Source organism: Pseudomonas parakoreensis (assembly GCF_021602155.1).
GTDB classification, from domain to species: domain Bacteria; phylum Pseudomonadota; class Gammaproteobacteria; order Pseudomonadales; family Pseudomonadaceae; genus Aquipseudomonas; species Aquipseudomonas parakoreensis.
The window spans coordinates 13,919-36,668 of sequence record NZ_BQHY01000003.1 but is presented as its reverse complement, the minus strand read 5'-3'; the positions used below and the strand labels follow the sequence as shown (position 1 = coordinate 36,668).

Below are 22,750 nucleotides of genomic sequence, written 5' to 3'. Positions count from 1 at the left end.
AATCATGCCGTGCGGCGCAGTATCAGCAGATGGCGTTGGCCTTGGCAACCGGGGACGGCCAGGGCGTGTTCGCTATCGAGTTTGAAGTCTGCCGGCAATGCTACCAGCTCATCGGCCGGATGAACGCCCTTCATTGCCAGCCAGCGCGTGTCGGCATCGCCCAGATGGCGAGTCCAGTTGGTGAAGTTCTCCATGCTGCTGAACGCCCGGGAGATGATCCCGTTAAATGGCTGAGCAGGCTGGAAAGCTTCGACACGACTGTGGATAACTTGCAGGTTATCCAGTTTGAGTTCGAGTTTGACCTGAGTCAGGAAGCGGGTTTTCTTGCCGTTACTGTCCAGACAAGTCACTTGCGAGTCCGGATACAGGATCGCCAACGGGATCCCCGGCATGCCGCCGCCGCTGCCGACGTCGAGCCAGCGACCGTCTTCGATAAACGACATCACGCTCAGACTGTCGAGCAGATGCCGCGAGACCATCTCGTCCGGGTCGCGCACTGCAGTCAGGTTGTAGGCCTGGTTCCATTTGATCAACAGGGCCAGGTAACCCAGCAGCAATTCGTGCTGGGCTGCACTGAGATTGACACCGAGCGCGCGGGCTCCTGTGGATAACTCTTCGGCGTGTTGCGAAGTGACCTTAGAACTCAAGCGCTTTGCTCCAACTGACGGCCCGCGCCGCGTTTTTTCAAATGAATCATCAACAGCGAAATCGCTGCCGGGGTCACGCCCGGAATCCGCGAAGCCTGGCCGAGCGTCTCCGGACGCGTCGCACCGAGCTTGCTCTGGATCTCCTTGGAGAGACCGGAAATGTTGGTGTAATCGATATCCACAGGCAGTTTCGTGTCTTCACTGGCGCGCAGACGGGCGATTTCGTCCTGTTGACGGTCGATGTAACCGGCGTATTTGGTCTTGATTTCAACCTGTTCGGCGACCTGTGGATCTTCGGCGCCCTGCCCGGTCACTTCGACCAGACCAGCGTAGTCGATTTCCGGACGGCTCAAGAGGTTGAGCAAGTTGTATTCGTGAGTCAGCGGTGTGCCGAATTTTTCCGCAATCGCATCGCCCTGCTGCGTGCCCGGGCGAACCCAGGTGCTTTTCAGGCGCTGCTCTTCCAGTTCGATGTTTTCGCGCTTCTTGCAGAACGCCGCCCAACGCGCGTCATCGACCAGACCCAGTTCGCGGCCTTTTTCGGTCAGACGCAGGTCGGCGTTGTCTTCACGCAGGATCAGGCGATACTCGGCACGGGAAGTGAACATGCGGTACGGCTCTTGGGTACCGAGGGTGATCAGGTCGTCGACCAGTACGCCGATGTACGCCTCATCGCGGCGCGGGCACCAGGCTTCTTTGCCCTTGGCGCGCAGCGCAGCGTTGGCCCCGGCGAGCAAACCTTGCGCACCGGCTTCTTCGTAACCGGTGGTGCCGTTGATTTGCCCGGCGAAGAACAGACCGCCGATGACTTTGGTTTCCAGGCTGTACTTCAGGTCGCGCGGATCGAAGTAGTCGTACTCGATCGCATAACCCGGACGCACGATGTGTGCGTTTTCCATGCCGCGAATCGATTGCACGATCTGCAATTGCACGTCGAACGGCAAGCTTGTGGATATCCCGTTCGGGTACAGCTCATGGGTGGTCAGGCCTTCCGGCTCGATGAACACCTGATGGCTTTCCTTGTCGGCAAAGCGATGAATCTTGTCTTCGATCGATGGGCAGTAACGCGGGCCGACGCCCTCGATCTCGCCGGCAGCGGAATACATCGGCGAACGGTCGAGGTTCGCCGCAATGATTTCGTGGGTGCGGGCGTTGGTGTGAGTAATCCAGCAACTGACCTGGCGTGGATGCTGTTCCTTGTTGCCCATGAACGACATCACCGGGATCGGCGTATCGCCTGGTTGCTCGGTCATCACCGAGAAATCCACAGACTTGCCATCGATACGCGGTGGCGTACCGGTTTTCAGGCGACCGACACGCAGCGGCAGTTCACGCAGACGATGTGCGAGGGCAATCGATGGCGGATCACCTGCACGACCGCCGGAGAAGTTCTGCAAACCAATGTGGATAAGTCCACCGAGGAACGTTCCGGTGGTCAGTACCACGGAATCGGCGAAGAAGCGCAGACCCATTTGTGTGACCACACCACGCACTTGTTCCTGCTCGACGATCAAGTCGTCAGCAGCCTGTTGAAATATCCACAGGTTCGGCTGGTTTTCCAGGATTTCGCGGACAGCGGCCTTGTACAGAATCCGGTCCGCCTGGGCACGGGTCGCACGCACGGCCGGGCCTTTACGGCTGTTCAACACGCGAAACTGGATGCCACCCAGGTCGGTAGCCACGGCCATCGCGCCGCCGAGGGCATCGATTTCCTTGACCAGATGGCTTTTGCCAATGCCACCGATGGCCGGGTTGCAGCTCATGGCACCGAGGGTTTCCACGTTATGCGTCAGCAACAGGGTTTTTGCCCCCATACGTGCTGAGGCCAGTGCTGCCTCGGTACCGGCATGACCGCCGCCGATGACGATCACTTCAAAACGGGAAGGGAAATCCACCACGCACCTCGTGCCTGCTTAAGTAGGTCATTCAGGAATAGTTTGAGATCAGGTTTCTGAACCTGGTCGACAAGTATAGGGACTTCGCCCTTCCTAAAGAACCCTTTGCACAAAATTTAACCAGCTGTGGAGAACTCGAGATCAAAAGAATAAAAAAGAGAGAAATTTATAAAACCTTTGTTTTTATGTTTATTCTTACTGACCATCCTTTCTGTGGATAGATCGCTACAAGCCTTATATTTCAGTATGTACAGCGTTTCAAAACCCTGTGACCAGGTGCCAATGAGGCCCTTGGATAACCGGTTTAAGCCTGTGGATGAATGGGGTTGTTATCCACAGAGGCAGTTATATCCAGTTTTGGAGCCCTGTTATCAACTGCCCTCAGTGGCAGTTATTCACAGGGCTTAATCCACAGAAATCGGCTGAGCGACTGTACGACGGCCGACGGAAATCCGCTGAGGGAGAGGGAATCTGCCCGGCACTGGAGAAAGGAATTGGAAATGAGGGTGCAGACAGGCCGCGAATGGGCCTGTCTGGTTACAGCAGAGAGCTTATTTACCGATGCAGAAGCTGGAAAAGATCCGGCCGAGCAGGTCATCGGAGCTGAATGCCCCGGTGATTTCGCCCAGTGAGTGCTGTGCCTGACGCAAATCTTCGGCCAGCAGTTCACCGGCGCCCGCCAGCGTCAGCTGTGCACGACCATGTTCCAGCGCTGCACTGGCGTGGCGCAGGGCCTCCAGATGGCGGCGACGGGCACTGAAGCTGCTTTCCGAGGTTTGCTCATAGCCCATGCAGGCCTTGAGGTGGTCGCGCAGCAATTCCAGACCTTCGCCGGCGGATTTGGCGCTGAGGCTGATGGTCACGTGGCCATCGTCACTGACTTCCAGGGCAATCGTCTCACCCGTCAGGTCAGCCTTGTTGCGGATCAAGGTGACTTTGGCCGGATCTGGCCGGGTTTCGAGGAATTCCGGCCACAGGGCAAACGGATCCGCCGCTTCCGGCGCAGTGGCATCGACCACCAGCAGCACCCGGTCGGCTTCGGTGATCGCCTTCAGCGCTCGTTCAACACCAATCTTTTCCACCTGATCATCGGTATCGCGCAGACCGGCGGTGTCCACCACGTGCAACGGCATGCCATCAATGTGGATATGTTCGCGCAGAATGTCCCGCGTGGTACCGGCGATCTCAGTCACGATCGCGGCTTCGCGGCCAGCCAGGGCATTCAACAGGCTGGACTTGCCGGCATTCGGACGACCGGCAATCACCACGGTCATACCGTCGCGCAACAAGGCACCCTGTCCGGCCTCTCGCAGCACAGTGGATAACTCTTCGCGTACCTTGTCGAGCATGCTCAACACATGGCCATCGGCAAGAAAGTCGATTTCCTCTTCCGGAAAGTCGATGGCAGCTTCCACGTAGATGCGCAGGCCGATCAGTTGTTCGGTGAGGTTATGCACACGCTGGGAAAACGCTCCCTGCAGCGAGCGCAAGGCATTGCGTGCAGCCTGTGCAGAACTGGCTTCGATCAGATCGGCAATCGCCTCGGCCTGCGCCAGGTCGAGTTTGTCGTTGAGGAACGCGCGCTCGCTGAATTCACCGGGGCGGGCCAGACGGCAACCCAGATCCAGGCAACGCTTGAGCAACATGTCCAGAACAATCGGGCCGCCGTGGCCCTGCAGTTCCAGCACATCTTCGCCGGTGAACGAGTTCGGCCCCGGGAAATACAGGGCCAGTCCTTCGTCCAGCACTTGCTGATCATCACTGAAAAACGGACCGTAATGCGCGTAACGCGGTTTCAATTCACGGCCGCTGATGGCTTTGGCTGCGACGCTGGCCAACGGCCCGGAAATACGGACGATGCCGACACCGCCGCGACCTTGAGCGGTGGCGACAGCGGCGATGGTTTCACGAGGTGCGCTCATAAACCGGAATCCAGACAAAAGTGGCAGATAGCAAAACGCCCCACTAGGGGGCGTTTTGAGTGGTGTTATCCACAGAGTAAGTTACGCCTCGGCTTTTTTCGTCGCCGCTTCGATCTTACGCGTGATGTACCACTGTTGGGCAATCGACAGGCAGTTGTTCACAACCCAGTACAGCACCAGACCAGCCGGGAACCACAGGAAGAAGAAGGTGAAGATGATTGGCATCATTTTCATCACCTTCGCCTGCATCGGATCCGGTGGAGTCGGGTTCAGACGCTGCTGAATGAACATGGTCGCGCCCATGATGATCGGCAGGATGAAGAACGGATCCTTGATCGACAGGTCAGTGATCCACAGCATGAATGGCGCTTGGCGCATTTCCACGCTTTCCAGCAGAACCCAGTACAGCGAAAGGAAAACCGGCATCTGCACGAGGATCGGCAAGCAGCCGCCCAGCGGATTGATCTTCTCTTTCTTGTACAGCTCCATCATGGCTTGCGACATTTTCTGCCGGTCATCGCCATGTTGCTCTTTCAATGCAGCCAGTTTCGGCGCAACGGCACGCATGCGCGCCATCGATTTGTAGCTGGCGGCCGACAATGGGAAGAAGATCCCTTTGATCAGCATGGTCAGGAAGATAATCGACCAGCCCCAGTTACCCACAATCGCGTGAATGTGTTGCAGCAGCCAGAAGATCGGTTGAGCGATGAACCACAGAATGCCGTAGTCGACCGTCAGTTCCAGACCTGGGGACAACTGTTTCAGCACGGCCTGGCTTTTCGGACCGGCGTACAGAATGGCGCTGGTTTCAACTCTCGCACCCGGTGCAGCGGTCAGCGAAGGACCGGTGTAACCGATGATGTAGTTGCCTTTACTGTCTTTACGCGTCTGAACGATGTTGTTTTCGCCTTTCGGCGCAACCCACGCAGTCACGAAGTAGTGTTGCAGCCAGGCTACCCAGCCACCGGTGACGGTTTCCTTCAGCTGACCTTTGTCCATGTCTTTCATGGACACTTTCTTGTACGGCTCGGAACTTGTCCATAGGGCAGCGCCCAGGTAAGTCGCGGTGCCGGTGGCAGTGGTCGACGAAGGGTCGGCACTGGCATCGCGCTTCAGCTGGGCGAACATCGAACCCGACCAAGGCTGAGCGCTCTGGTTATCCACAAGGTAGGTCACGGTCACGTCATACAGCCCGCGTTTCAGAGTGAAACGCTTGATGTAATTGACGCCGTCCTTGCTGAACTTCAGGTCGACAACCAGTTGGTCCTGACCGTCAGCCAGTTGATAACTTTTCTTCTCCGAAGCGTAAACCGGACGACCGGCCGGGCTTGCGTCCGGACCGTTGGTGCCGATCAGGCCACTTTGTGCCAGATAAGTACGCTCGCCGCCGTTGTCGAACAGTTGAAACGGCACATCAGGACGGTCCTGACGACGTGGATACAGTGGCAAAGTCAGTTGAGCAACGTCACCGCCCTGTGGATCGATCGCCAGATCGAGCACGTCGGTTTTGACCTGGATCAGATCCTTGCTGGCAGCGACTGGCGTTTCCACAGGTGCGCTGGTATCGCTGGCGGCACGCGGAATATCGTCACTGGCGGAAGCGTTATTGCCAGGAACGGTGTCCGGCAAACCGGATGCAGTCGTACTGGAAGCAACATTCTGAGTCGGCAGGGCAGCCTGGCCATAATCCTGGTTCCATTTAAGAACCATGACGTAGGACACGATTGCCAGGGCGACGATCAGGATCGTGCGTTTGATATCCATGATTACTCGGCCATCGAAGAAGAACGGGAGGTAGGGATAGGTGGAACCGGGTCATAACCACCGGGATTCCACGGATGACAGCGACCTAAACGACGAAAGGTCAGCCAGCCACCGCGCAGAAGGCCATGATTTTCGATGGCTTCATACGCGTAGCAAGAACAACTGGGGTAGAAACGACAGTGATTGGCCATCAAAGGACTAATGGCGTAGCGATAAAACTGGATCGGAACGAGGGCCAGTTTACGCATCTGGACTGTCTACCCCTACAGTTTCGGTTTTGACTGCTGGAACTGGCTTGTTACGGGCCAGGCGCTTCCAGAGTTTGCCGAAATGCTGAATCAATTCGGGGTTTTCTACGTCGCCCAAACCTTTGCGCGCGACGATAACGATGTCCCAGCCGACCAGAGAATCCTGGTGCAGACGGAACGATTCGCGCATCAGACGTTTGAGGCGATTGCGCTCAACGGAGAGCTTTACGCTCTTTTTCCCGATAACCAGCCCGAGACGGGGGTGATCAAGATCGTTGTTGCGCGCAAGGAGCAGGAGATTTTTCCCCGGAACCTTGCCGGTAGGGGAGTCAAAGACTGCCTTGAAATGCCGGGGGGTAAGCAGACGCTTTTCCCGACTGAAGTCCTGACTCACCTCCAGTGCCGGATTATCAAACTGCCAGACGCGCACGACCTTTGGCGCGGCGACGCGACAGGACGGCACGACCGTTCTTGGTAGCCATGCGAGCACGGAAACCGTGGGTACGAGCGCGTTTGATAGTGCTTGGTTGGAAAGTACGTTTCATGTCGTGTTACCTGGTTCGTCCACAACGGGCCGGAATGGCCCCCGTTTTAAGAGACCGGGGATTCTAGAGAAAGCAAGCCTTCAGGTCAATTTCCAACCAGCGTTTCCTTATAAATAGATCTCTGGAGCTCACGTAACCGAAATCCTGTTAGCCAGACATAAAAATAAAGAAGGGAATTATTTAAAGCTTTTCTGTAAAGCTTGTAAAAGCTATGCCGGCCCTCTTCTGTGGATAACCGTGCTCAGGCCTTGTAAAGCGTAATGTACAGAGAATGACAACTACGGTGGAAAACCGTGTTCAGCCTGTGCTGCGCTATCGGATAACCTGTGCGTGGAATGACCTGTTATCCACAGGCTGGTTATCCACCGAGTTCTACCCCCAGTTGTCCAGTGCTCTCAGAGGCGGTTATCCACAGAGCTTATGCACACACCGTTGGTCGCCTTTTTCCCGGTTAACGCATTGATTAATCATGCTCGCCACACCACCTGCATGTGGATAAGTGGACGGCTCGCCGCTACAATGGCCGCTTGTTTTTGCCTCACCGGCTTTCAACTTAGGGGATATCCGTGTCAGTGGAACTTTGGCAGCAGTGCGTGGAGCTTTTGCGCGAAGAGCTGCCTGCCCAACAATTCAACACCTGGATCCGTCCACTACAGGTCGAAGCCGAAGGCGACGAGTTGCGCGTCTATGCACCGAACCGTTTTGTGCTGGACTGGGTCAACGAAAAGTACCTCGGTCGCGTCCTTGAACTGCTGGATGAGCACGGCAATGGCATGGCGCCAGCGCTTTCCTTATTAATAGGCAGCAAACGCAGTTCGGCCCCGCGTGCCGCGCCTAATGCGCCGTTGGCCGCTGCGCAGGTATCCCAGGCGCAGGCCAATACCGCGCCGGCCAGTGCGCCAGCCCCCGCTCCAAGTGCAGCCCCGGCCAAGCGCTCGACGCAGAAAACCGAGGAAGTCAGTGAAGAGCCGTCCCGCGACAGCTTTGACCCGATGGCCGGTGCCGCCTCGCAACAGGCCCCGGTTCGCGCCGAACAGCGCACAGTGCAGGTCGAAGGCGCGCTCAAGCACACCAGTTACCTGAACCGCACCTTCACCTTCGAGAATTTCGTCGAAGGCAAGTCCAACCAGCTCGCCCGCGCGGCGGCCTGGCAGGTGGCGGATAATCCCAAGCACGGCTACAACCCGCTGTTCCTGTATGGTGGCGTCGGCCTGGGTAAAACCCACTTGATGCACGCGGTGGGCAACCATCTATTAAAGAAGAACCCGAATGCCAAGGTCGTGTACCTGCATTCCGAGCGCTTCGTGGCCGACATGGTCAAGGCACTGCAACTGAATGCGATCAACGAGTTCAAGCGCTTCTACCGTTCGGTGGACGCTCTGCTGATTGACGATATTCAGTTCTTCGCCCGTAAAGAGCGTTCCCAGGAAGAGTTTTTCCACACCTTCAACGCCCTGCTTGAAGGTGGCCAGCAGGTCATTCTCACCAGTGACCGCTACCCGAAAGAAATCGAAGGCCTTGAAGAGCGCCTCAAGTCCCGCTTCGGCTGGGGTCTGACGGTTGCCGTCGAGCCGCCGGAGCTGGAAACCCGCGTGGCGATCTTGATGAAGAAGGCTGATCAGGCCAAAGTCGAGTTGCCTCACGACGCGGCGTTCTTCATTGCCCAGCGCATTCGTTCCAACGTCCGCGAGCTGGAAGGTGCGCTGAAACGCGTGATCGCTCACTCGCACTTCATGGGCCGCGACATCACCATCGAATTGATTCGCGAATCCCTGAAGGACTTGTTGGCACTGCAGGACAAACTGGTCTCTGTGGATAACATTCAGCGCACCGTCGCCGAGTACTACAAGATCAAGATTTCCGACCTGCTGTCCAAGCGCCGTTCGCGCTCGGTGGCACGTCCGCGTCAGGTGGCCATGGCATTGTCCAAGGAGCTGACCAACCACAGCCTGCCGGAAATCGGCGATGTGTTTGGTGGTCGCGACCACACGACGGTGTTGCACGCCTGCCGCAAGATCAACGAACTTAAGGAATCCGACGCGGACATCCGCGAGGACTACAAGAACCTGCTGCGTACACTGACCACTTGATGAACACCAGCGCAGCTTATTAAGGCAAGGGACTAGACCATGCATTTCACCATTCAACGCGAAGCCCTGTTGAAACCCCTGCAACTGGTCGCAGGCGTCGTCGAGCGCCGACAGACCTTGCCGGTACTGTCCAACGTGCTGTTGGTCGTCGACGGCCAGCAACTGTCGCTGACCGGTACCGACCTGGAAGTCGAGCTGGTGGGGCGCGTGCAACTCGAAGAGCCGGCCGAAACCGGTTCCATCACCGTGCCTGCGCGCAAGCTGATGGACATCTGCAAGAGCCTGCCCAACGACGCACTGATCGACATCAAGGTCGACGAGCAGAAACTGGTCGTGAAGGCCGGTCGTAGCCGTTTCACCCTGTCGACCTTGCCGGCCAACGATTTCCCGACGGTTGAGGAAGGCCCGGGTTCGCTGACCTGCAGCCTGGAACAAAGCAAACTGCGTCGTTTGATCGAACGCACCAGCTTCGCCATGGCCCAGCAGGACGTGCGCTACTACCTCAACGGCATGCTGCTGGAAGTCTCGGCTGGTGTAATCCGTGCCGTGGCCACCGACGGCCACCGTCTGGCGATGTGCTCGATGCAGGCCGATATCGGTCAGCCGGATCGCCACCAGGTGATCGTGCCGCGCAAAGGTATCCTCGAACTGGCGCGTCTGCTGACCGAGCCGGACGGCAACGTCAGTATCGTTCTGGGTCAGCACCACATCCGCGCCACCACCGGCGAATTCACCTTCACCTCGAAGCTGGTCGACGGCAAGTTCCCGGACTACGAGCGCGTTCTGCCGAAGGGTGGTGACAAGCTGGTACTGGGCGATCGTCAGGCTCTGCGTGAAGCCTTCAGCCGTACCGCGATCCTGTCCAACGAGAAGTACCGCGGCATCCGTCTGCAACTGGCCAACGGTCAGTTGAAGATCCAGGCCAACAACCCGGAGCAGGAAGAAGCGGAAGAAGAAGTGGGCGTTGAATACAACGGTGGTTCGCTGGAAATCGGCTTCAACGTGAGCTATCTGCTCGACGTGCTGGGCGTGATGACCACCGAGCAGGTTCGCCTGATCCTGTCCGACTCCAACAGCAGTGCGCTGGTGCAAGAGTCCGACAATGACGACTCGGCTTATGTTGTCATGCCGATGCGTCTGTAATCAGCTGATCCTGGATGTCGTTAAGTCGTGTTTCGGTCACCGCGGTGCGCAATCTGCACCCGGTGACCTTCTCCCCCTCCCCCCGCATCAACATTCTTTACGGCGCCAACGGCAGCGGCAAAACCAGTGTTCTGGAAGCCATTCATCTGCTGGGGCTTGCCCGTTCGTTTCGTAGCACGCGGCTGTTGCCGGTCATCCAGTACGAGCAACTCGCCTGCACCGTGTTCGGTCAGGTCGAATTGGCCGAGGGTGGCCACAGTGCGTTGGGCATATCTCGCGACCGTCAGGGCGAGTTCCAGATTCGCATCGACGGGCAGAACGCCCGTAGCGCTGCGCAACTGGCAGAAATCCTGCCGTTGCAGCTGATCAATCCCGACAGCTTCCGCTTGCTCGAAGGCGCGCCGAAGATTCGCCGGCAGTTTCTGGACTGGGGCGTGTTCCACGTCGAACCGCGTTTCATGGCGACCTGGCAGCGTTTGCAGAAGGCCTTGCGCCAGAGAAACTCCTGGCTGCGGCATGGTACACTTGACGCCGTTTCGCAAGCGGTTTGGGACAGGGAGCTGTGCCAGGCCAGCGCTGAAATCGATGAATACCGCCGCGCTTATATCAAAGCCTTGAAACCAGTCTTTGAACAAACCTTGAGCGAACTGGTTGAGCTTGAAGGTTTGACGCTCAGCTATTACCGAGGCTGGGACAAGGACCGGGAATTGAGTGCCGTACTGGCTGGCTCCGTGCAACGGGACCAGCAAATGGGTCATACCCAGGCCGGACCGCAACGGGCTGATTTGCGTCTTAGATTGGGCGCACACAATGCCGCGGACATTTTGTCCCGGGGTCAGCAGAAGCTGGTGGTCTGTGCCTTGCGAATTGCCCAAGGGCATCTGGTGAGCCAGGCCCGACGCGGCCAGTGTATTTATCTGGTGGATGACTTGCCGTCCGAGCTGGACGAGAGCCACCGCCGCGCGCTGTGCCGCTTGCTGGAAGACTTACGCTGCCAGGTTTTCATCACCTGTGTAGATCACGAATTATTGAGGGAAGGCTGGCAGACGGAAACGCCAGTCGCTCTGTTCCACGTGGAACAGGGCCGTATCACCCAGACCCACGACCATCGGGAGTGAAGGCATTGAGCGAAGAAAATACGTACGACTCAACGAGCATTAAAGTGCTGAAAGGCCTGGATGCCGTACGCAAACGTCCCGGTATGTACATTGGTGACACCGACGATGGCAGCGGTCTGCACCACATGGTGTTCGAGGTGGTCGACAACTCGATCGACGAAGCCCTCGCCGGCCACTGCGACGACATCAGCATCATCATCCACCCGGATGAGTCCATCACCGTTAAAGACAACGGCCGTGGCATCCCGGTAGACGTGCACAAAGAGGAAGGCGTTTCCGCTGCCGAGGTCATCATGACCGTCCTCCACGCTGGCGGTAAGTTCGACGACAACTCCTACAAGGTCTCCGGCGGTCTGCACGGTGTAGGTGTGTCGGTTGTGAACGCGCTGTCCGAAGAGCTGGTACTGACCGTACGCCGCAGTGGCAAGATCTGGGAACAGACCTACGTCCACGGCGTGCCTCAGGCACCGATGGCGATCGTTGGCGACAGCGAAACCACCGGTACCCAGATTCACTTCAAGGCTTCCAGCGAAACCTTCAAGAACATTCACTTCAGCTGGGACATCCTGGCCAAGCGCATTCGTGAACTGTCCTTCCTCAACTCCGGTGTCGGCATCGTCCTCAAGGACGAACGCAGCGGCAAGGAAGAGCTGTTCAAGTACGAAGGCGGCCTGCGTGCATTCGTTGAATACCTGAACACCAACAAGACTGCGGTCAACCAGGTGTTCCACTTCAACATCCAGCGTGAAGACGGCATCGGCGTGGAAATCGCCCTGCAGTGGAACGACAGCTTCAACGAGAACCTGTTGTGCTTCACCAACAACATCCCGCAGCGCGACGGCGGTACTCACTTGGTGGGTTTCCGTTCCGCACTGACGCGTAACCTGAACAACTATATCGAGCAGGAAGGTCTGGCGAAGAAGCACAAAGTCGCCACCACCGGTGACGATGCCCGTGAAGGCCTGACCGCGATCATTTCGGTGAAAGTGCCGGATCCGAAATTCAGCTCGCAGACCAAAGACAAGCTGGTGTCGTCCGAAGTGAAGACAGCGGTCGAGCAGGAGATGGGCAAGTACTTCTCCGACTTCCTGCTGGAAAACCCGAACGAAGCCAAGCTGGTCGTCGGCAAGATGATCGACGCGGCCCGTGCCCGTGAAGCGGCCCGTAAGGCCCGTGAGATGACCCGCCGCAAAGGCGCGCTGGACATTGCCGGCCTGCCGGGCAAGCTCGCTGACTGCCAGGAAAAAGACCCGGCGCTGTCCGAACTGTACCTTGTGGAAGGTGACTCCGCGGGCGGCTCTGCCAAGCAGGGACGTAACCGCAAGACCCAGGCGATCCTGCCGCTGAAGGGCAAGATCCTCAACGTCGAGAAAGCCCGTTTCGACAAGATGATCTCGTCCCAGGAAGTGGGCACCCTGATCACCGCACTGGGCTGCGGTATCGGTCGCGAAGAGTACAACATCGACAAGCTGCGCTATCACAACATCATCATCATGACCGATGCTGACGTCGACGGTTCGCACATCCGTACCCTGCTGCTGACTTTCTTCTTCCGTCAGTTGCCGGAGTTGATCGAGCGCGGTTACATCTACATCGCCCAGCCGCCGCTGTACAAGGTCAAGAAAGGCAAGCAAGAGCAATACATCAAAGACGACGACGCCATGGAAGAGTACATGACGCAGTCGGCCCTGGAAGATGCGAGCCTGCACCTGAACGAAGAGGCCCCGGGCATTTCCGGTGAGGCGCTCGAGCGTCTGGTGAACGACTTCCGCATGGTGATGAAGACCCTCAAGCGTCTGTCGCGCCTGTATCCGCAGGAGCTGACCGAGCACTTCATCTACCTGCCGGCCGTGAGCCTGGAAATGCTTGGCGACCACGCCAAGATGCAAGACTGGCTGGCTCAGTACGAAGTGCGTCTGCGCACCGTCGAGAAGTCGGGCCTGGTCTACAAGGCCAGCCTGCGTGAAGACCGTGAGCGTGGCGTGTGGCTGCCGGAGGTTGAACTGATCTCCCACGGCCTGTCGAACTACGTCACTTTCAACCGCGACTTCTTCGGCAGCAACGACTACAAGACCGTCGTCACCCTCGGCGCTCAACTGAGCACCCTGCTCGACGAAGGCGCGTACATTCAGCGTGGCGAGCGCAAGAAAGCGGTCACCGAGTTCAAGGAAGCCCTCGACTGGCTGATGGCTGAAAGCACCAAGCGCCATACCATCCAGCGCTACAAAGGGCTGGGCGAAATGAACCCGGATCAATTGTGGGAAACCACCATGGACCCAAGCGTGCGCCGCATGCTGAAAGTCACCATCGAAGATGCCATTGGCGCGGATCAGATCTTCAACACCCTGATGGGTGATGCGGTCGAACCTCGCCGTGACTTCATCGAGAGCAATGCGCTGGCGGTGTCCAACCTGGATTTCTGATCCCGGTCGGCGTTGTAGGTTCACAGAAAAGCTGCACGCTTTCACAAATAGATGACCGGCCGGGCTTCAACCATGGCCCCTGTCGGTCACCATCAAGCCCGCCTTCGCGGGCTTTTTTTTGCCTGGAATTCCTGCCGGGGCGCCCTACTCCGCTCATTGGAAAATGATGCAGATGGGGGGATTTGAGGAAGTGATTTGATGGGGCGCTGGAAGTGCTGAGAGGGTCGGCGGGCGGATCTGAGCAGCAGAGAGATTGAGAGGACTTTAAAACTAATATTTGAACACCTTAATAGTTAATTAAGCGTACGTGTTAAGTATTAATTTGAACAATTTAGTATGGAAATGGAATTTGGTGGAAGTTGCCATTTTGGATTTTTTGTAGATTTCGAAGGGATGTTGGAATAAGATCTATGACCAACTTTTCCGCTTTGCACTGAAGATTTTCAGCCAAATCAGCTGTTTGAAGCGAGAGCTTCAGACCTGATCCAAATTGCTCCAGCGATCACGAAGTGGCCGTTTAGAAATAAAGAGAGCAAGCCGATTGCTTTAGATTCTGATCAGTCATGAGAGTCATGACCAATGAGAGAAAAGGAGACCTGAAAATGTAGAAAAACGCGATCAATCCCGAGAGGACTGACCGCGCTTAGCGAAGCAGACTTGCGTCCTCAGAACCCGCAATGTCTGCTTTTTCGAAGCGACTGTCAATCCTCTCCCATTTTTTCGACCTTAGCGAGGTTACTCGACGGCACAGTGTTGCCTGTCGAAAGGCCTCACTTCGCCCGCCCTGCGCCTTGATTTTTTGGCGCAGCGTCGGCGCTCGTTTCGAGATTTTCGGAGGTGTTTCATGACAGTACGAAAGGTGGTCACGCGGCGGTCCAACCATTACCGCGGCTACTTCCCATCGCTCAAAAATAAAAAGCCTGTGCCCTGGGAGTCCCAGCTCGAAGGCGCTCTTTTTCGGCTTCTTGAGCTGTCTCCTGCGGTCATCGGCTACGTCCCGCAGCCCAGTGAGGAACGTGTTCCATCGCTCCAGGGCTACTTCAAATATTACCCAGACGTACAGGTTTTCCTCGCGGATGGGCGCGAGTGGTGGTTTGAAGTGAAGCCTCACGACCGACTGAAGATTGCCAGCGTCAGGCAGCGACTGGATGCCGCTGAGCGCTACTTCAACGCCACTGCCCGTAACTTTTCGGTGATCACTGAAAAGTTAATTGAAGCTGAGCCCCTGGCTACCAATCTTAGAAGGCTGATGTATCACCGGCGCGGTCCAGAGCTTTCGCATCAGGCGTTGGAGGAGGTAATGGCGACCTTCAACGAATGGCCGCCTATGACCGTTGCAGATCTGCTCTACGTGGTTGGTGAGGGGAAAGCCTGGCGCTTGTTAGGCCTTGGGGTGGTGGGCATTGACCTTGATAGGTCAATTGACACTGACTCCCCGGTCTTCCTGCAAGGGGGGCACCGTCATGCAAACCTTTTCCCTTAGGGTGAAATTGGTCGTCATCGTTCGTGGCGTACTGATGGTGCTTGAGAAGAGGCTTATTGACCGGAAGCTGCTCTTTTTCGATGAGCTTGGTGAGCCCACGAAGCTATCCGAGAAGGAGTTCTATGAGGCCTACGAGAAGCGCGAGATCGAGATCTCCGCTGATCAGCCATACCTTGGGAAGGTTCCGTATGTGCGGAACGTCCCTCCAGATATTTCATGCTTCCCCAAAAAACATGGAGATGAGGCATTGCGTCGACGCAAGTATCTGGACGACCTAACTAAGCGCGGTAAATACAAGCTACCGGGTGACGAAGACATGATCAAGAAACTTAGAGATATCGCCAAAAAGATTGGGGATGCGTGCGCACCCTCGGTTTCCACTATTCGACGTTGGGCAGCCAAATACATTGGCCAGAACGTAGTAAAGCTTATCCCTCAGCATGCCAAAAAGGGTCGGGCTGCCGCGATACAGGGAGAGCTCGAAGTTATTCTTGAAGGGGTGATTAATAAAACCTACCTGCAGGATACGATTCCAGCGGTCAGCGTGGTCGTTTCAGAATTCGAAGATCAGATAAAAGAGAGGAACAAAAGTCGTTTGCCTTCGGATCAGCTCAAGATCCCAAGCGGAATGACTGTCCGAAGGTACATCGCCAAGCTGGATCCGTACCTTGTGGATAAGGAGAGGCTCGGAAAACACGCAGCAGACAAGAAGCACCGTGTTGCGGCGGGTGTCCTACGTGTCCATGAGATTTTGGAACGTTGGGAAATTGATCACACCTTGTTGGACGTCCAGCTTGTGGATGAAACCTCGGGGCTGTGCATTGGGCGCCCCTATCTGACGATCGTCCTCGACCGCTTCTCTCGAATGGTGATGGGATATTTGCTCCACCTGTCGGCGCCAAATACGGAAACCGTGCTTCGTGTGATCGAACGCTCAATCCGTCCAAAAGCCGAATTGCTGAAGCGCTTTCCGAAAGTGAGAAATGAATGGTGGGCACGTGGGCTGCCGGCTCGAATAGTCCCAGACAACGCAGCGGAATTTCACGCGGGCGATCTCATCATGGGATTCAACGAGTTGGGTATCGAGATCATGTATCCCGCTTCAAGGGCCCCTCAAAGGAAAGGTGCCGTCGAACGCTTTTTCAGCACACAGAACCTGGGGCTTATCCACAACCTCCCGGGTACCACCTTCTCGAATATCCAGCAGCGTGGCGATTACGACTCGGAGAAGAATGCATGTTTCACGCTCCCTCAATTGGAGGCGGTGGTAGTGAAATGGATCGTCGATGGTTACCACCAGACTCCTCATCGGGGGCTGGACAACAGAACACCGGCTCAAGTCTGGGGGACTAGCGAGGCGAACCATGTCATCAGCCTTCCCGTCGACCTGGACTCGTTGGAGTGCATTCTGGCCAAGCGGGCCTCGGTGAAGGTTCACCATTACGGCATCGAGGTTGCCAAAGTGGGCTACCACTCTACGGAACTTGCTGAGCTCCGTATGCGTTTGGCAGACGGAGAAAAGGTAAACGTCCGCTATCGAGACGAAGCCGGGCACGTTTGGGTTCACGACCGCTTCAGAAACTTGTTCTTCAAAGTGCCCGCCAAAGATGAGCGAATGGCCGGTAAGAGCAGGGAGGTGTGGAAGGCTGCCGAGAAAGCGCTGCGAGAAAAATATAATGAGCAGCCTAGCTTCGAGGCTACGCACAGGTGCTACCAGGAAATTATGGAAGATGCAGACGAGGCCCGCCGTTCGCAGACGCTCAGAAAACGACGCGCAGCTGCCATAGCGAAAATCGACAAGGAGGGTCGAGTGACCGAAAGCACGCCTCCACCCAAGGTACTCGCTGAAGTGGAATGGACCGGTGACTCTATTCCTAACATTCCGCCAGCAGCCTTCAAGGTCTCGGTTCGTCGCCCTGCTGGGAGTTCTAAGCCATGAACGCCATCAATCTGTACGAATGCTACGAGCATGGTGAATACAGCTTTACGCTCCGCGATCGTTTTATTCACAGCCCTCAAGTCGAGCGAGCGTTGACGCGACTAGGCGATATCCACGGCGATAGTCGGCGTACCAGAGCAAGTAAAGGGTTGCTGATCCAAGGTCCAAGCGGAGTGGGCAAGAGCACATTGGTCAAGGAGTACATTCGGTCATTGGAGGAATTGGAGAGCCATGACCCACAGAAGCGGACAGTTCTGTTCGTCGAGATGCCTTCGTCTCCAACCAAAAAGAACCTGGCAGCAGCCATTTTGGCAGAGCTGAAGGATCCCTTCGCAGAGGCACGAGGACATTCGGCAGAGGTTAAATTTGCGCGAGTAGTCCTGCTGCTGAAGAACCTTGGCGTGGAGATGTTGGTCCTCGATGAGGCGCAGCACCTGGTCGATTATCGTCGTAATGGTGCGTATGAGGCAGCAGACTGGATCAAGAGTCTGATGAATGAAACCAGTATCGCGTTTGTTCTGATTGGGCTGAAGCGCACCGAAAATCTCCTGCTAGCAAACGAGCAACTGCGACGCAGGTTTTCGGCCACGGTGGCATACGATCGCTTCACCTTCTCCGCTAATACGTCTCTTCATTTCGTGATGTTGTTGCAGGCAATCGAGGGCGAACTGCCTGTTCAAACCATCAGTTTTGTAGAGCCAGCGATGATTAAACGCTTCTACCTGGCTTCCTATGGATTGATCGACTACCTCATCAAGATTGTGGACAGGGCTGTTTGGCTGGTTCAAGTCCAGGACCTTGTCGGGATTGAACTTCCTGTGCTGGCCCAGGCTTTTGAAGACGAGGTTTGGAGCTACGCCACCGAGGATCGAAACCCCTTCAGTGCGAGCTTCAATTTCCAGCCTCTGTTCGGGAAGCGGGAGCCGTTTGAGACGTTCGAAGAGAGCAGTACCTGACGGCCAAGGGCCGGGCTTATCGGCCCGGCTCTACTCCCCTGATTTTTATGTCTTCGATTTCATGGATGTGTAGGAATGTTTGGTCTTTTAATCAACCCACGACCACACCAAGACGAAAGTCTTTTGGGGTACCTGCAGCGCCTGGCGAAAGCCAACGGATTACCCAGAAAGGAACTGCTCACCGCCTTTGCACGAGCCGACGAGACCGATGTTGCGGACTGGCTGCAGATGATGGAAGGACCACTGAGCTGGCCTGCGGTATCTGCTGAGTTTCGTGATCCAAGGCCCAAGGGGGTCAAGTTATGGACGACTCATCACGCTCGTTACTGTCCGATCTGTTTGGGCGAAGCCGGTTATTGGAGAGAAAGCTGGGGCTTGACCCTGGTTACGACGTGTTCTGTCCACGGCACTGAACTCCACGGGCGGTGCCCCAACTGTCTGAAGGAAACCGATCCAAGCGCAATGAGTGCGAATAGTTGCCAAGCGTGTGGCACCTCATTGAGTGGGACCAATTTTGAGATCGCGCCGGCGAGTGATACGGCCGCCTGGCTCACCTCTGGCTTTGAAGATAGGTTTTACGCCGACTCGTTGCCAGCTGACGCGGGATTGGCGGCCCTCACCTACGAACAGTTTCACGAGTTGTCATCGCGTCTCGCTGTCAGAAGTTTGCCTACGGAAAGAACCCAGCCGCTGAAGGTTGCTGATTCGGGTTCGCTAGAGATATCGCGGCTTATGGCAAACGCGGCGGGCGTGGTTCTCATGAACTGGCCTCTCGCATTCAGAGAACTGCTGAGTGGCCTCAAGGCAGTCCATTCCGATAACGAACATTGGACGCTCAGCAGATCGTTCGGCCCGATATACCACGACATCCACCGTGATCTGGATGACTCTTGTTTTGACTTTCTTCGTCGAGAGTTCGAATCATTTCTGCAGCATGCGTGGGAAGCACCGTTAGCGAAGCGAAATCGCAATTTGAGTGAGGAGACGATTGAGAGACATCGTTGGGTGTCGTTCGATTCTGCTGCTGAAGCTTGTGGTCTCGGGGTATCAGTCATAAAACGCCTTCATCAGGAGGGACAAATCGCCTATCGGGAGAAGGTCCATGAAGATCGAGTCTTTACGGTCGTGGACCTGGATCATTTGAAGGCAATCTCGCAGCATCTCCAGGGCGTGGCTGATATGAAAGAAACCTCGACTTTGCTAAGCCTCTGTCGCAATCGGGTTAGGCAGCTGCTAGCTGGTGGTACCCTCCAGTTCTTTGGTGGAGAACCGCGCCCAGGCGAAAGGTGGCTGATTGACTGCCGCTCGATCAACGAATTGATTGATGAGAAGCTGCCTACCAGCTCTGACCAGAGCCTGGTGTCGATCAACTACTTGGCCAAGCATTCTCTGCCCAAGGGGGGTGGGTTGGTCGAGTTGGTTCAGGCAATACGTGCAGGTGAACTTCGCGCTTACGGCCCAGCTGAGAATGGCTCGGTTGCGGTAGGGGCGTGGTTACTCAAGCCGCAAGATTTTGCAGCGTGGCAACAAGCCCGAGCTGAGAACAAGAGTCCGGTCTTTCCCGGCCTGTCGGTAGTCAAGGCTGCTGCGCTGTTAGGCGTCAAAGAACAATGCGCATACGCGTTCGTTCGACTGGGTCTGCTATGGAGCACTGCTGTCGAACGAGGCCGGCGTACGCAATTGATGGTTAAGCCTCAAGCCATCGACAGATTCAGGCGTGGCTATATCTTGGGACCGGAGATTGCGGTGTATTTGGGGAAGTCGACCAGGGAGGCGTTCAAGCACCTTTGGGAGGCCAGGTTTCGCCCCGTTGCGGGGCCATCCATTCCAAACGCGGCTTGCCGGCAGTACGTTTGGGTAAGAAGCAAAAAGCTGATCGATTACCTCGCAAGTGAAGCCGCCCAGATCGACGATCCTGAAGCCATCACGTTTTTATCCACACCGATCGCTCAGCCTCGTGATTGCCGATTCAGGCATGTGGGATCAAGATAGTTAGCACGCTTTCTTTCTTGATTGCTAAAATCATCGAACCCATTTTGGAGAATCTTATGTCCCGTCTCGCTGAATTCCGCCTGCTCGAACAACAGCTCGCAGCCCAACTGGCGGAGCTGGAAGCGCTGAAAAATGACTCTGCCCTGAAGCAGGAAATGGAATTTGAAACGAAGCTGCGCAGTTTGCTCAACGAGTATGGCTACGGCCTGCGCCAAGTGGTGCTGATCCTCGATCCGCAAGCGGTGGCTTCCACTGATATGGCCCCAAAAACCTCTCGGAAACCACGCGAAGTAAAGGTCTACAAGAATCCACACAGCGGAGAGGTTGTTGAGACCAAGGGTGGTAATCAGCGTACGCTTAAGGCCTGGAAAAACGAGTATGGCGCTGAGGTAGTCGAGTCTTGGCTCGCCAATTGATTGCACTGCAGGCGGCTTCTGGCACGAGATGAATCGTGGTGCGCCCCGAATGCAAATTCCCATTCTGGGGCGTGACGAAATTTTCTGCGGGTGGTGGTGACACACAGTTTATGCGCATTAAATAGAGGTCCACTTCAAAAAATGGACTCTCCAAAATGCGGAATGCTCTCGTCTCAATCTCAGTGAACACCATCGCAAGCCTCCTGACTGCGCTTGTGCTTCACTGGATCACCCGTCCTCTTTCCGACCTCTCCATTCAGCCAATCACGGCCTCAAACTCTGGATCCAAGAGCTCTTCGTGCTCTTCGTAGATGAGAAATCTGGACCAGACAGCACGTTTCTGAACCACCCCATCAGAGCAAGCGTTCCCCTGGATTGAGCTATCTGGTGACGATTCGTTGAGTTTCTTCTCACTGCTAGGAAGAGCTCTGATTAAAAATTCGTGCTTCCTCAGAGGCTTAGCGATGGTGTCTGTAGAGGCTTTTCTGGAATGACGAGTAAGCTCCTGATGGAGGCGTTTTCTGCACTCCATCCCTCACGGGGACCGCTTGTCAAATCGAAAGGCCCTGCTATACAGTTCTTGTCAAAGGATTTGTCAAATGATGTAGAATCCGGTCCCTCGTTGGGCGCGGTGGAGGAGTTAACATGTCAGAACGCGAAGGGGTCTTAGCAAGGGCGCCGCTTATCTATGCGTTGAGCGTAATCAGATTTGCCCCGATTCTTAAGCTGCCAAAGCTGATCCCAGACATTCAGCACACGATCCGTCAGAGCCTCCCGGGCTTCTTCCAGATGGTCAAGGGCGTGCCGCCTGGAGTGATGCACAGCGGAGAACCGAATTCTTGGGCGTTCCTTAATCGGGATGCTGACTACGCGTGCGTGCTGGCCATGGATCACATGATCCTGCAAAGCACAAATTATCTTCATTTTGATAACCACTTAGCGCTTTTCCGTGAGTGCATTGAGGCGCTGGTAGGGCAAGCAGGTGCATTGGATATCACCGCTATCGGGATGCGGTACGTCGATAAAATTGAACCAGCTGAAGGTGAGACCCTAGCCGACTACCTTCCGGAAGCCATGCTCCCACTTAAATGCGATGAGCTAGCGGCGCATGGGAAAGTCCCCAAGGAGCAGCTTGGAATCTCTACTACCACCTACCATCTAGATCCGGAGTATCTGCACATCAGATGCTGGCGGCAGACTGGTATGTGGATACCGGAAGATTTGGTCGAGCCGGCCATGGTTTTCGAAATTGCTAAGCAATCGAGGAATTCATCCAAGCATGGTGCTCCTCTGCAAGGTGCATTTGTGCCTGTTAGCGAAAATGGTGCTCTTCTCGATACGGATGCGCATTGGCCGCTGCAGTTAGCCGAACGACTGGGAACCGAGGAGATCTGCACGAGACTCGACGGTTTGCATAAGACTGCTAACTTTGCTTTTAGGACAGTCGCGAAAGATCATGCCTTTGAGGTTTGGGGGAAGGCGAAATGACTACAGCAATGAATGGGCAATGGATTGATCCTACCGGGGCTGCTGTAAGCAGATCTTCTACTTGGGAAAACCCTGAAATTGCTCCGCGTGTAGGTAGCACGACAGCAAACCCTGTATTGGCGATTGCTTTCACAGCGATGCTGGCCGTTTCGGTAGTAGTCGCTCCTGGGACTGCCTCCCTGCCCTATCCACAACTTATCGGCTCAGCAGGCATGAGCTTTCATGGCGTGCATGCTGGTGCCTGGACCGAGGTGGACACCAGCCAGGATGCCAATGTTACCGAAGACGTAGCGCCGGCCTTAATCGAGGAGCTTAGGAGCGACTTCAAGTTGTCAGATAGCTCCATCGCGCAGATCTTCAACGTGTCTCGTCAGACCGTGTACAATTGGCGGACTGGAAAAACCGCCACTGGTTTTCCCGAGAGGCTTGCGGCTTTAACTGAGGCGTTGCGCCAAGTTAACGCCGAAGAAGCGCAGTATCTGCATCGGGTGCTTTTCTATCCAACCGCCGATGGCCGCCTGATTCAGGATGCGCTTTCGGATGAAGCGTGGAATCGAAATGGCGCTAAAGGTGTGTACGGAATGGTTGCGGAGTTGGCTGGCAAGGCGCAGCAGCTACGTGATAGGGACCTCAAAACCATCGCCAGGTTAGAAAAATCGGGCGGTTCGAATTTGGTTTGAT

18 protein-coding genes are annotated in these 22,750 nt (G+C 55.9%); 11 read left to right on the top strand and 7 right to left on the bottom strand.

Features of this window, described 5'->3' with window-relative positions:
• Nucleotides 1–2: 2 nt before the first annotated feature.
• The 7 genes from rsmG to rpmH form a co-directional block, all read right to left on the bottom strand.
• Nucleotides 3–647, bottom strand: coding sequence for a 16S rRNA (guanine(527)-N(7))-methyltransferase RsmG (gene rsmG / locus L6D63_RS04925; RefSeq protein WP_131670799.1), 645 nt, complete (start codon nucleotides 645–647; stop codon nucleotides 3–5).
• The gene (gene mnmG, locus L6D63_RS04920) at nucleotides 644–2,542 is read right to left on the bottom strand and encodes a tRNA uridine-5-carboxymethylaminomethyl(34) synthesis enzyme MnmG (protein ID WP_131670800.1); all 1,899 of its coding nucleotides are present in this window, start codon (nucleotides 2,540–2,542) and stop codon (nucleotides 644–646) included. Before mnmG ends, rsmG begins: the two co-directional genes overlap by 4 nt.
• A gap of 551 nt (nucleotides 2,543–3,093) precedes the next feature.
• The gene (gene mnmE / locus L6D63_RS04915) at nucleotides 3,094–4,464 is read right to left on the bottom strand and encodes a tRNA uridine-5-carboxymethylaminomethyl(34) synthesis GTPase MnmE (RefSeq protein ID WP_047297392.1); all 1,371 of its coding nucleotides are present in this window, start codon (nucleotides 4,462–4,464) and stop codon (nucleotides 3,094–3,096) included.
• Between the two features lie 81 nt (nucleotides 4,465–4,545).
• Nucleotides 4,546–6,228, bottom strand: a complete 1,683-nt coding sequence (gene yidC, locus L6D63_RS04910) for a membrane protein insertase YidC (protein ID WP_131670801.1) — start codon at nucleotides 6,226–6,228, stop codon at nucleotides 4,546–4,548.
• A 2-nt stretch (nucleotides 6,229–6,230) separates the two neighbouring features.
• On the bottom strand, nucleotides 6,231–6,476 hold the full coding sequence (gene yidD / locus L6D63_RS04905; RefSeq protein ID WP_080921994.1) for a membrane protein insertion efficiency factor YidD: 246 nt from the start codon (nucleotides 6,474–6,476) through the stop codon (nucleotides 6,231–6,233).
• Entirely contained in the window at nucleotides 6,469–6,870 is a 402-nt protein-coding gene (rnpA, locus tag L6D63_RS04900; protein WP_011336726.1) for a ribonuclease P protein component, read from the bottom strand. The genes yidD and rnpA overlap by 8 nt, the downstream gene beginning before the upstream one ends.
• 16 nt (nucleotides 6,871–6,886) lie before the next feature.
• Nucleotides 6,887–7,021, bottom strand: coding sequence for a 50S ribosomal protein L34 (rpmH, locus tag L6D63_RS04895; protein ID WP_003213577.1), 135 nt, complete (start codon nucleotides 7,019–7,021; stop codon nucleotides 6,887–6,889).
• A gap of 566 nt (nucleotides 7,022–7,587) precedes the next feature.
• Between rpmH and dnaA the strand changes: the two genes are divergently transcribed.
• From dnaA to L6D63_RS04840, 11 genes are all read left to right on the top strand, one after another.
• A complete protein-coding gene (gene dnaA / locus L6D63_RS04890) occupies nucleotides 7,588–9,111 on the top strand; it encodes a chromosomal replication initiator protein DnaA (RefSeq protein WP_041073598.1) in 1,524 nt (507 codons plus the stop codon).
• A gap of 39 nt (nucleotides 9,112–9,150) precedes the next feature.
• Entirely contained in the window at nucleotides 9,151–10,254 is a 1,104-nt protein-coding gene (dnaN, locus tag L6D63_RS04885; RefSeq protein ID WP_003220202.1) for a DNA polymerase III subunit beta, read from the top strand.
• A 14-nt stretch (nucleotides 10,255–10,268) separates the two neighbouring features.
• The gene (recF, locus tag L6D63_RS04880; protein ID WP_003220208.1) at nucleotides 10,269–11,372 is read left to right on the top strand and encodes a DNA replication/repair protein RecF; all 1,104 of its coding nucleotides are present in this window, start codon (nucleotides 10,269–10,271) and stop codon (nucleotides 11,370–11,372) included.
• Between the two features lie 5 nt (nucleotides 11,373–11,377).
• Nucleotides 11,378–13,795: a DNA topoisomerase (ATP-hydrolyzing) subunit B gene (gyrB, locus tag L6D63_RS04875; RefSeq protein ID WP_007960764.1), complete on the top strand. Its 2,418-nt coding sequence runs from the start codon at nucleotides 11,378–11,380 to the stop codon at nucleotides 13,793–13,795.
• An 844-nt stretch (nucleotides 13,796–14,639) separates the two neighbouring features.
• On the top strand, nucleotides 14,640–15,278 hold the full coding sequence (locus L6D63_RS04870; protein ID WP_011953077.1) for a TnsA endonuclease N-terminal domain-containing protein: 639 nt from the start codon (nucleotides 14,640–14,642) through the stop codon (nucleotides 15,276–15,278).
• Nucleotides 15,259–17,217 (top strand): DDE-type integrase/transposase/recombinase, encoded by a 1,959-nt coding sequence (locus tag L6D63_RS04865; RefSeq protein WP_016497347.1) that lies wholly within the window; start codon nucleotides 15,259–15,261, stop codon nucleotides 17,215–17,217. Before L6D63_RS04870 ends, L6D63_RS04865 begins: the two co-directional genes overlap by 20 nt.
• Nucleotides 17,214–18,173 (top strand): TniB family NTP-binding protein, encoded by a 960-nt coding sequence (locus tag L6D63_RS04860; RefSeq protein WP_010951429.1) that lies wholly within the window; start codon nucleotides 17,214–17,216, stop codon nucleotides 18,171–18,173. Before L6D63_RS04865 ends, L6D63_RS04860 begins: the two co-directional genes overlap by 4 nt.
• 75 nt (nucleotides 18,174–18,248) lie before the next feature.
• Nucleotides 18,249–20,165: a TniQ family protein gene (locus L6D63_RS04855; RefSeq protein WP_010951430.1), complete on the top strand. Its 1,917-nt coding sequence runs from the start codon at nucleotides 18,249–18,251 to the stop codon at nucleotides 20,163–20,165.
• A gap of 56 nt (nucleotides 20,166–20,221) precedes the next feature.
• A complete protein-coding gene (locus tag L6D63_RS04850; RefSeq protein WP_010951431.1) occupies nucleotides 20,222–20,581 on the top strand; it encodes a histone-like nucleoid-structuring protein, MvaT/MvaU family in 360 nt (119 codons plus the stop codon).
• 645 nt (nucleotides 20,582–21,226) lie between these two features.
• Nucleotides 21,227–22,069, top strand: a complete 843-nt coding sequence (locus tag L6D63_RS04845) for a TIGR04255 family protein (protein WP_010951432.1) — start codon at nucleotides 21,227–21,229, stop codon at nucleotides 22,067–22,069.
• Nucleotides 22,066–22,749 (top strand): transcriptional regulator, encoded by a 684-nt coding sequence (locus tag L6D63_RS04840; protein WP_126404318.1) that lies wholly within the window; start codon nucleotides 22,066–22,068, stop codon nucleotides 22,747–22,749. Before L6D63_RS04845 ends, L6D63_RS04840 begins: the two co-directional genes overlap by 4 nt.
• The last annotated feature ends 1 nt before the right edge of the window (nucleotide 22,750 follow it).

Excerpts from the sequence above, each read along its gene's own strand:
- L6D63_RS04850 (WP_010951431.1), top strand. The coding sequence starts at position 20,222 with ATGTCCCGTCTCGCTGAATTCCGCCTGCTCGAACAACAGCTCGCAGCC.
- L6D63_RS04865 (WP_016497347.1), top strand. The coding sequence starts at position 15,259 with ATGCAAACCTTTTCCCTTAGGGTGAAATTGGTCGTCATCGTTCGTGGC.
- L6D63_RS04860 (WP_010951429.1), top strand. The coding sequence starts at position 17,214 with ATGAACGCCATCAATCTGTACGAATGCTACGAGCATGGTGAATACAGC.
- L6D63_RS04870 (WP_011953077.1), top strand. The coding sequence starts at position 14,640 with ATGACAGTACGAAAGGTGGTCACGCGGCGGTCCAACCATTACCGCGGC.
- rpmH (WP_003213577.1), bottom strand. The coding sequence starts at position 7,021 with ATGAAACGTACTTTCCAACCAAGCACTATCAAACGCGCTCGTACCCAC.
- yidD (WP_080921994.1), bottom strand. The coding sequence starts at position 6,476 with ATGCGTAAACTGGCCCTCGTTCCGATCCAGTTTTATCGCTACGCCATT.
- dnaN (WP_003220202.1), top strand. The coding sequence starts at position 9,151 with ATGCATTTCACCATTCAACGCGAAGCCCTGTTGAAACCCCTGCAACTG.
- recF (WP_003220208.1), top strand. The coding sequence starts at position 10,269 with ATGTCGTTAAGTCGTGTTTCGGTCACCGCGGTGCGCAATCTGCACCCG.
- L6D63_RS04855 (WP_010951430.1), top strand. The coding sequence starts at position 18,249 with ATGTTTGGTCTTTTAATCAACCCACGACCACACCAAGACGAAAGTCTT.
- L6D63_RS04845 (WP_010951432.1), top strand. The coding sequence starts at position 21,227 with ATGTCAGAACGCGAAGGGGTCTTAGCAAGGGCGCCGCTTATCTATGCG.
- mnmE (WP_047297392.1), bottom strand. The coding sequence starts at position 4,464 with ATGAGCGCACCTCGTGAAACCATCGCCGCTGTCGCCACCGCTCAAGGT.
- L6D63_RS04840 (WP_126404318.1), top strand. The coding sequence starts at position 22,066 with ATGACTACAGCAATGAATGGGCAATGGATTGATCCTACCGGGGCTGCT.
- yidC (WP_131670801.1), bottom strand. The coding sequence starts at position 6,228 with ATGGATATCAAACGCACGATCCTGATCGTCGCCCTGGCAATCGTGTCC.